Source organism: Amycolatopsis sp. WAC 04182, assembly GCF_003947465.1.
Taxonomy (GTDB): domain Bacteria; phylum Actinomycetota; class Actinomycetes; order Mycobacteriales; family Pseudonocardiaceae; genus Amycolatopsis.
On record NZ_QHJJ01000026.1, the window covers coordinates 1 to 820 of the forward strand.

Below are 820 nucleotides of genomic sequence, written 5' to 3' on the forward strand. Positions count from 1 at the left end.
GGGCGGCGCGGGCGGCCCGTACGGCGGCGTCGACGTCCAGGGCGCTGCCCGCGGGGACGCGGCCGATCACCTGCTCGTCGGCCGGGTTCACGACGTCGATCGTGTCCGGGCCGTGGGCGGGGCGCCAGGCTCCGTCGATGTACATGCCGTCGTGTGCCTTCATCGCGTTCCTTCCGGGCGGGCCTCGTCGTCAGCCCCAAACTAGCGCCGATAGTTTTACGGCACCAGGGGCTCCCCCGATGGTGGCGCGGCTCACGCTCCCGGTGTGCGGGACCGGCGCGGGATCACTCCTCCAGGTCGGGCAGGCGGGCCGGAGCGGGGCAGATGCGGTCGCCGTGCTGGTCGAAGACGAACAGGTGGGCGAGGTCGACGAGGAGTCGCGCCTGCTGGTCGAGCGCACCCGCGAGGCCATGATGCGGGCCATCAGGGCGGTCGCGCCCGGCCGCCAGCTCCACGTGGCCGGCCCCGTCATCGAGGCGTACGCCAAGCGCTTCGGCTACGGCGTCGTCCGCGACTTCACCGGCCACGGCCTCGGCACGACCTTCCACTCCGGCCTCATGGTGCCCCACTCCGACGACCCGTCGCTGCGTGTGGAGCTGGTGCCGGGCATGACGTTCACCATCGAGCCGATGCTCACGCTGGGCACGATCGACTACGACATCTGGCCCGACAAGTGGACGGCCGTCACGAAGGACCGCAAGCGCACGGCCCAGTTCGAGCACACGATCATGGTCACCGAGACCGGCAGCGAGATCCTGACCCTCCCCTGAGCCTCACCTCAGCGCACCCCGGGCGCGGCGGGCCCTGGACGGTCATCGTC

1 protein-coding gene and 1 pseudogene are annotated in these 820 nt (G+C 71.7%); one reads left to right on the forward strand and one right to left on the reverse strand.

Translation table 11 applies throughout. The features are described 5' to 3' along the window. Window positions 1-163 (reverse strand): aldehyde dehydrogenase family protein (locus tag DMH01_RS42285; protein WP_125685086.1); only part of this gene is annotated, 163 nt, incomplete at its 3' end. 196 nt (window positions 164-359) lie between these two features. Between DMH01_RS42285 and DMH01_RS43465 the strand changes: the two are divergent. Then, window positions 360-770, forward strand: a pseudogene (locus DMH01_RS43465) (M24 family metallopeptidase); the annotation flags it as partial. Window positions 771-820 lie beyond the last annotated feature (50 nt).